8 protein-coding genes are annotated in these 7,540 nt (G+C 71.5%); 6 read left to right on the top strand and 2 right to left on the bottom strand.

What is annotated here, in order from left to right:
• The 5 genes from ACFY01_RS41140 to ACFY01_RS41120 all read left to right on the top strand — a co-directional run.
• Positions 1-308, top strand: a 308-nt coding sequence (locus ACFY01_RS41140) for a DNA-directed RNA polymerase subunit alpha C-terminal domain-containing protein (RefSeq protein WP_390740910.1), incomplete at its 5' end; no start/stop codon positions are given.
• Positions 309-483: 175 nt separating this feature from the next.
• Positions 484-687, top strand: coding sequence for a cold-shock protein (locus tag ACFY01_RS41135; RefSeq protein ID WP_016578941.1), 204 nt, complete (start codon positions 484-486; stop codon positions 685-687).
• Between the two features lie 86 nt (positions 688-773).
• Positions 774-2,552 carry a DEAD/DEAH box helicase gene (locus ACFY01_RS41130; protein WP_390740909.1) on the top strand — a complete coding sequence of 593 codons (1,779 nt, stop codon included), beginning with the start codon at positions 774-776 and terminating at the stop codon, positions 2,550-2,552.
• Positions 2,553-2,687: 135 nt separating this feature from the next.
• Positions 2,688-4,400, top strand: a complete 1,713-nt coding sequence (locus tag ACFY01_RS41125) for a SpoIIE family protein phosphatase (RefSeq protein WP_390740908.1) — start codon at positions 2,688-2,690, stop codon at positions 4,398-4,400.
• Positions 4,401-4,495: 95 nt separating this feature from the next.
• On the top strand, positions 4,496-4,780 hold the full coding sequence (locus tag ACFY01_RS41120) for a ribosomal protein L7/L12 (RefSeq protein WP_390740907.1): 285 nt from the start codon (positions 4,496-4,498) through the stop codon (positions 4,778-4,780).
• A 98-nt stretch (positions 4,781-4,878) separates the two neighbouring features.
• Here ACFY01_RS41120 and ACFY01_RS41115 read toward each other — a convergent pair whose 3' ends face one another.
• Positions 4,879-5,640 (bottom strand): phosphoglyceromutase, encoded by a 762-nt coding sequence (locus ACFY01_RS41115; RefSeq protein WP_390740906.1) that lies wholly within the window; start codon positions 5,638-5,640, stop codon positions 4,879-4,881.
• A 157-nt stretch (positions 5,641-5,797) separates the two neighbouring features.
• Here ACFY01_RS41115 and ACFY01_RS41110 point away from each other — a divergent pair, with 157 nt between their 5' ends.
• Entirely contained in the window at positions 5,798-7,051 is a 1,254-nt protein-coding gene (locus ACFY01_RS41110) for an MDR family MFS transporter (RefSeq protein WP_390740905.1), read from the top strand.
• A gap of 13 nt (positions 7,052-7,064) precedes the next feature.
• On the opposite strand, the gene ACFY01_RS41105 is transcribed toward ACFY01_RS41110, so the two are convergent.
• Positions 7,065-7,532, bottom strand: a complete 468-nt coding sequence (locus tag ACFY01_RS41105) for a DUF2000 family protein (RefSeq protein ID WP_390740904.1) — start codon at positions 7,530-7,532, stop codon at positions 7,065-7,067.
• Positions 7,533-7,540 lie beyond the last annotated feature (8 nt).

The following is a 7,540-nucleotide window of genomic DNA, read 5'->3' as shown; positions in this document are numbered from 1 at the left end:
CCCCGACGGACGCCGCCCTCGCCGCCGACCTGGCGCTGCCGATCGAGGAGCTGGAGCTCACCGTTCGGTCGTACAACTGCCTCAAGCGTGAGGGCGTCCACTCCGTGGGTGAGCTCCTGGCGCGTTCCGAGGCCGACCTGCTGGACATCCGCAACTTCGGTGCGAAGTCCATCGACGAGGTCAAGGCGAAGCTGGCCGGCCTGGGCCTGGCCCTCAAGGACAGCCCGCCCGGATTCGACCCGACCGCCGCCGCCTTCGACGCGGACGACAACGGGGGCACGGGCTTCGTGGAGACCGAGCAGTACTGACCGGCGCTCGGCTCGGCGGCCCGCCACGGGTCGCCGAGCTGTGCTACCGTCTCAGCGTTGCAGTTGTGGTACCCATGAACCTATGTGCGCCTGACGGGAATGTTTATCCATCAGGCGCATTTGTTTGTTTTCCGGGATCTCCGGATGGGGCCTCTGCCTACAGAAGGAGAAGGTCATGGCACAGGGAACCGTGAAGTGGTTCAACGCCGAAAAGGGTTTCGGCTTCATCCAGCAGGACGGCGGCGGCCCCGACGTCTTCGCCCACTACTCGAACATCCAGTCGCAGGGCTTCCGTGAGCTCCAGGAGGGCCAGCGCGTGTCCTTCGACGTGACGCAGGGCCAGAAGGGCCCGCAGGCGGAGAACATCGTCCCCGCCTGATCGCGGACGCGTATCCGCTCACCGGGGTCCGCACCGTCATGGTGCGGACCCCGGTTTGTGCTGTTTCCAGGAAGGCAGACAACCGCATGTCCCGCAGGTCCCAGAAGCCGAACCGGCGCGCCTCGTCGCCCGCACGGTCCGCGTCGTCCGCACGGTCAGCGTCGTCGGCGTCGTCCGGGTCGTCGCCGACGGAGTTCCGGCTGCCGGAAAGCACGACGCCCGCACTTCCCGCCGTCGAGGACTTCGCCGGTCTGGACATGCCCGCGGGGCTGCTGAAGACCCTCACCGCGCAGGGTGTGACCACGCCCTTCCCCATCCAGGCCGCCACCCTGCCCAACTCGCTCGCCGGCCGTGACCTGCTGGGACGCGGACGCACCGGCTCCGGCAAGACCCTCGCGTTCGGGCTGGCGCTCCTGGCCCGCACGGCCGGGCTGCGCGCGGCGCCCAAGGCGCCCCTCGCCCTCGTGCTGGTGCCCACCCGTGAACTCGCCCTCCAGGTGACGGACGCGCTGACCCCCTACGCGACGGCGGTGAACCTCCGGCTGGCCACCGTGGTCGGCGGGCTGTCCATCACCAAGCAGGCCGCCGCTCTCCGGCGCGGCGCGGAGGTGGTCGTGGCGAGCCCGGGCAGGCTGAACGACCTCGTGGAACGCGGGGACTGCGAGCTCGGCGACGTACGCATCACGGTGCTGGACGAAGCCGACCAGATGACCGACATGGGCTTCCTGCCGCAGATCACCAAGCTGATCGAGCAGGTACGGCCCGACGGGCAGCGCATGCTCTTCTCGGCCACCCTGGACCGCAACATCGACCGCCTGGTGCAGCGGTTCCTGACCGACCCCGTGGTGCACTCCGTGGACCCGTCCGCCGGAGCGGTGACCACGATGGAGCACCATGTGCTCCACGTCCAGGACGAGACCGACAAGAAGGCCGTCACCACGCGTATCGCGGCCCGGGACGGCCGGGTCATCCTCTTCCTCGACACCAAGAGGTCCGCCGACCGGCTCGCCAAGCGGCTCCTGACCGTCGGTGTCCGCGCGGCGGCACTGCACGGGGGCCGCTCCCAGCCGCAGCGCAACCGCACCCTGGAACAGTTCAAGAACGGTCAGGTCACCGCCCTGGTGGCGACGAACGTCGCGGCCCGGGGCATACACATCGACGACCTCGACCTCGTCGTGAACGTCGACCCCCCGGCCGACCACAAGGACTACCTCCACCGGGGCGGCCGCACGGCCCGCGCCGGCGGCTCCGGCAGCGTGGTCACGCTGGTCCTGCCCGACCAGAAGCGGGACGTCACCCGGCTCATGTCCGACGCGGGCATCCGCCCCCGGACGGCCCGCGTCACGTCGGGCGACGCGGAACTGGCCACCATCACCGGCGCCCGCGAGCCGTCCGGCGTGGCCGTCACCATCGAGGTCCCCCAGCCGGCGACACCGTCACCTACGGCGTCCCGACCGGAGGGGAAGACCGGTACCAAGCCCGGCACCACACCCGGCAGGCGATCCGGCCGCCGACGCCGAAACGGCGGCGGGGCCGAAACGGAGGCAGGCGCCGCCGCGAGGACCGGACCGCGGGCCGCGGGCCGGGGCTCCGACCGCCGGCCCACGGCCGGTTCGGCAGCGTCCGGTGGCACCTCCGCGACCGGCGGACGCGGATCCGGCCGCCGTACGGGATCCGGCGGGGCCACGGGCGGTGCCGTCAAGGCGGGCGGCCGCGGTTCCGGCCGCCAGTCCGCGTCCGGCACGGCGACGGGCGCGGCGACGGGCGCCCCCTCCGGCAAGGAAGCCGGCCGCGGATCCGGCCGCCGAGGCGGCTCGACGCAGTCCTCGGACGCCGGGCGCTCCGGCCGGGACTCCGGGCGCTGAGCGCCCGGAGTGACGGGGCGAGCTGAGCGGCCGGGGTGTGATGCCCTTGCTTGCCGCGAGGGTCACCCGTGTCCCCGAGGGGAACCCGGATCGCAGGGATGATCCAGGCGATTCCTCGGGTGACGGGAGGCGGCGATGGCGGACCCGGATGGCGCGGACCCGGACGGTGCGGACCCGGACGGCGCGCGGGAAGCGGTTACCAGGGCTCTCGACACCCTCGGCACGGGTGCTTACCTGGCGGACGAGCAGGGCTTGATCGTCGCCGTCAACACGCGCGGCGAACAACTCCTGGACCGCTGCGCTGCCGATCTGGTCGGCCGGGACGCCCACGACCTGCTGCACCGCACCAGTTCCGGGGAGCCCGTGTCCAGGGACCGGTGCCGCATGCGGGAGAGCGTCCTCGGCGGGCGCACGCGGCAGGGTGAGGACGAGTGGCTCGAGCGCGGAGACGGCACGTTGTTGCCGGTGGGATCGCTGGCCACTTCCTGTGACATCGGTGTCCGCCCGCCCACCACGCTCGTCCTCTTCCACTGCGCGGAGCGCTCCGGGCGCCGCGCCCAGCGGCCACCGGCCGGCGGACGGCTCTCCGAAGTGGAGCGGCTCACTCTGCTCGCGGAGACGACCACGCTGCTCACCTCCACCCTGGACATCCACGAGGCGCTGCGGCGCCTGATCAGCCTCGTGGTGCCTCGCATCGCCGACTGGGCCGTCATCGACCTGATCGGCGAGCGGGACGAAGTCTGGCGCTTCGCTGTCGCCCATGCCGAGGACGGCACCGTGGTGTTCCGGGAGGACCTCGAGGGGCCCATGCCCCCGGTGCCACAGGAGTCCCCGATGCCCCTGTCCCGTGCCCTGCGCGGTGTCGCGTCCTCCTTCGCCGGCCCTGAGACCTATCAGGGCCCGCCCGACTCCGGGATCGCGGTGGAGCAGCGGCGCCTGTTCGAGGCGACCGGCATGCACTCGGCCATCCTGGTGCCCCTCCGCAGCCTGCACGGCGTGATGGGCGCCCTCACCCTGGGCCGCGCCGACCAGCCCGACCGGTTCACCGCGGCCGACACCGCTCTGCTGGAGGACATCGCCCGACGCGCCAGCCTCGCTCTGGAGAACGCCCGCCTCTACCAGCGCCAGCGTCAGGTCGCCGAGACCATGCAGCGCCATCTGCTGCCGAAGCTCCCGCGCTCACCCGGCCGCAGCATGACCGCCCGCTACCTGCCCGCGCCGGACGCCTCCCACGTCGGCGGCGACTGGTACGACGCGTTCATCCTGGCGGACGGCGCCACCGCCCTCGCCGTGGGGGACGTCGTCGGCCACGACCTGGAAGCCGCGGCCGGCATGGCCCAACTGCGCAACATGCTCCGGGCCTACGCCGTGTCCCAGCAGAAGCCGCCGAGCAAGATCGTGGAATGGCTCGACCAGGCGACCCTGGGCATCACCGAGGTCTCCATGGCCACGCTGGTCTTCGCCCGCATGAGTGACACCGCCGACGGCCGGTGCGAGCTGTCCTGGACCAACGCGGGCCATCCCCCTCCCCTGCTGGTCACCCGCGAGGGTGTGGCCACCTATCTGACCGACGGCCACGGGATCCTCCTGGGCGTCACACCCGAGCAGGTCCGTCCCGACGCGACGGCGGAACTGCCGCCCGGGGCGACCCTGGTCCTCTACACCGACGGCCTGATCGAGTCCCCGGGCCACACCCTGGACGAGGGCCTGGACCGCCTGCGCCGACACGCCGCGGCCTTGGCCCATCGCCCCCTGCAGTCGTTCACCGACGAGTTGCTGGCACGGGCACGCCCACCGGACAACGACGACGACGTGGCCCTGCTGGCCGTACGGCACGGGCCCGGCTGATCCGCTTCTCACGGTCCAGTGGTACTCGCGGACACCCAGGTGCCCGCCGACTCTCAGGGCGCCCACTCTCCTCGCCAGGACGGAAGGAGGCGCGTATGGCAGCCGAGTACGTCACCTTGGTCTGCGACGGCATACCCAACGGCGTAGTACTCACCGACCCGGGCGACCGCGTCCTGGACGTCATCCAGGTCGTACGCCGACTCACCGGCCTGAGCCTCTGGCGCAGCAAGCTCCTGGTGACGCAGGCGCCGACCGTGGTTCTCGAGGGCAGACCCCGGGAGGACGCCGAGGCGGCAATCGTGGCTCTTCGTGCGACGGGAGCCGAGGCGGAAATCAGGGCGAGAACAGCCCACGAGTGGCGGAGTGACATGCGCGCCTGACGGCCCCGCCGGCAGCTGACGCCCAGAGACGGCCCACGGAGAACGTGAAGCCCCCTACCGGCGGAGAGACCGCAGGCAGGGGGCTTGGTCAGCCAGGGTTACTTCTTCTTGCCCTGGTTCTTGACCGCCTCGATGGCTGCCGCGGCGGCCTCCGGGTCGAGGTAGCGGCCGCCGGGGGTGAGGGGCTTGAAGTCGGCGTCCAGCTCGTAGTAAAGGGGGATGCCGGTGGGGATGTTGAGGCCCGCGATGTCGGCGTCGGAGATGCCGTCGAGGTGCTTGACCAGGGCGCGGAGGCTGTTGCCGTGGGCGGCGATCAGGACCGTGCGGCCGGCCAGGAGGTCGGGGACGATGCCGTCGTACCAGTAGGGGAGCATGCGGATGACGACGTCCTTCAGGCACTCCGTGCGCGGGCGGAGCTCCGGCGGGATCGTCGCGTAGCGCGCGTCGTCCGACTGGGAGAACTCCGTGCCGTCCTCGAGCGGCGGCGGCGGGGTGTCGTAGGAGCGGCGCCAGAGCATGAACTGCTCCTCGCCGAACTCGGCCAGCGTCTGAGCCTTGTCCTTGCCCTGGAGGGCGCCGTAGTGGCGCTCGTTCAGGCGCCAGGAGCGGTGGACGGGGATCCAGTGGCGGTCGGCGGCCTCGAGGGCCAGCTGCGCCGTGCGGATCGCGCGCTTCTGGAGGGACGTGTGGACCACGTCGGGGAGAAGGTCGGCGTCCTTCAGGAGCTCGCCACCGCGGACTGCCTCCTTCTCGCCCTTCTCGTTGAGGTTGACGTCCACCCAGCCGGTGAACAGGTTCTTCGCGTTCCACTCGCTCTCGCCGTGGCGGAGGAGGATCAGCTTGTACGGTGCGTCGGCCATGCCCCAGAGCGTAATCCACGCATTCGGACCATTGCTCGAGCCGCCCGGAGGGTGGACGCCCCCCCCCGGCCTCACTTAATTGAGTGGATCTCTCTTTCACCCTTCACGTAAGTTGTGCTCACCACATGAGCCGCTTACATCTGGGGGATCCGAGCCCATGACCGCCGCCAGTCTCAGACGCGCCGCCCGCGAGAGCGTCTCCGGTCTCCCCCGCGAGTTCTGGTGGCTGTGGACCAGCACCCTGGTCAACCGGCTCGGGGCGTTCGTGGCCACCTTCATGGCCTTGTACCTGACCATCGACCGCGGGTACTCGGCCTCGTACGCCGGTCTGGTCGCCTCGCTGCACGGGCTCGGCGGGGTGGTCTCCTCGATCGGCGCGGGCGTGATGGCCGACCGGTTCGGGCGGCGGCCGACGATGCTCGTCGCCCAGGTGTCCACGGCCGGGTCCGTGGCGCTGCTGGGGTTCGTGAGCGGTCCCGTCGCCATCGCCGCCGTCGCCTTCCTCGTCGGCATGGCGTCGAACGCGTCGCGGCCCGCCGTGCAGGCGATGATGGCGGACATCGTCCGGCCGGAGGACCGCGTCCGGGCGTTCTCGCTCAACTACTGGGCGATCAACCTCGGCTTCGCCGTGTCCTCCATGGCCGCCGGCTTCGTCGCCGAGGTCAGCTACCGGGCGGGCTTCCTCATCGAGGCGGGGATGACGCTGGCGTGCGCGATCGTCGTCTTCGCCCGGCTGCCCGAGTCGCGGCCCGCGCCCACCGCCAAGGAGGGCAAGGACGACGTCGGTCTCGGGACCGTGCTGCGCGACGGGCGGTACATGGCCGTCGTGGGGCTGTCCTTCCTCGTCGCGCTGGTCTTCCAGCAGGGCTCGGTCGGCCTGCCGGTGGCGATGGGCTCGGCCGGGTTCTCGCCCGCGGACTACGGCATGGCGGTCGCGGTCAACGGCGTGCTGATCGTCGCGCTCCAGATCCCCGTCACGCGGTTCATCGAGCACCGGAACCCGCGCACGCTCCTCGTCCTGTCCTCCCTCCTCGCCGGGTACGGCTTCGGGCTCACCGCCTTCGCCGGGTCGGTCAGCGTCTTCGCCCTGACGGTCTGCGTCTGGACGCTCGCCGAGATCGTCAACGCCCCCGTGCAGACCGGGCTCGTCGTGCGTCTGTCGCCCGTGCAGGGGCGTGGCCGCTACCAGGGCATGTACACCCTGTCCTGGTCGGTCGCCGCGCTGGTCGCCCCGCTGATGTCCGGCGCGGTGATCGACCGTTTCGGGGCGGAGTGGCTGTGGGCGATGTGCGCGGTCGTCGGTACGGCCGCGGCGCTGGGGTACGGGCTGCTCATGCGGCGGCTCCCGGAGGAGCGGCGGCCCGCGGCCCAGGTCCCGGTGGACGCCGGGCGTGAGGTCTCCGCCGCCTGACGGCACGCCTCCCTCACGGGTGCAGCCGCGCCCCCTTCACCACCTTGTCCACCGCGTTCCTCGGCCCGTACACGGCCAGCCCCACGAGATCCAGATCGCCCGTCCCCACGGCCCGTACCGCCGCCCGGTTGTCGCGGTCGTTTCCCGTGGCGAAGAGGTCCGAGGTGAACACGGCTCGCGGCAGGGCGCGGGACAGCGCCCGGGCGTGGGCCGCCGTCAACGTCTCCTTCGCGGCCTCGAAGACCAGCACCGGCTGCCGGAACATCGGCAGGTACGGCACCCCGTCGGCGTCCTCGTACGGCTCCCCGACCACCTCCGGGACCGTCGTACCGAGGCCGCTGACCAGGAAGGAGGTGACGTTGAGGCGCTGCCAGGGCTCCAGGTCCTCGCGGAGCAGTACGGCGATCTTGGTGTCGAAGCGGATGGGGTCGGTGGTGACGGCTCCGGTGGTGGGTTCCGTGCTCATGGGTTCTGTGCTCATGGGTTCCG

Origin of the sequence: Streptomyces sp. NPDC001480 (genome assembly GCF_042894725.1) — a bacterium.
Lineage (GTDB): Bacteria > Actinomycetota > Actinomycetes > Streptomycetales > Streptomycetaceae > Streptomyces.
Note: the sequence above shows the minus strand (reverse complement) of the source record. Positions and strands in the feature narration are given on the sequence as shown.

Bases quoted from the DNA above. Each gene is read 5' to 3' on its own strand.
- ACFY01_RS41135 (WP_016578941.1), top strand. From the start codon at position 484: ATGGCACAGGGAACCGTGAAGTGGTTCAACGCCGAAAAGGGTTTCGGC.
- ACFY01_RS41130 (WP_390740909.1), top strand. From the start codon at position 774: ATGTCCCGCAGGTCCCAGAAGCCGAACCGGCGCGCCTCGTCGCCCGCA.
- ACFY01_RS41125 (WP_390740908.1), top strand. From the start codon at position 2,688: ATGGCGGACCCGGATGGCGCGGACCCGGACGGTGCGGACCCGGACGGC.
- ACFY01_RS41120 (WP_390740907.1), top strand. From the start codon at position 4,496: ATGGCAGCCGAGTACGTCACCTTGGTCTGCGACGGCATACCCAACGGC.
- ACFY01_RS41115 (WP_390740906.1), bottom strand. From the start codon at position 5,640: ATGGCCGACGCACCGTACAAGCTGATCCTCCTCCGCCACGGCGAGAGC.
- ACFY01_RS41110 (WP_390740905.1), top strand. From the start codon at position 5,798: ATGACCGCCGCCAGTCTCAGACGCGCCGCCCGCGAGAGCGTCTCCGGT.
- ACFY01_RS41105 (WP_390740904.1), bottom strand. From the start codon at position 7,532: ATGAGCACAGAACCCATGAGCACGGAACCCACCACCGGAGCCGTCACC.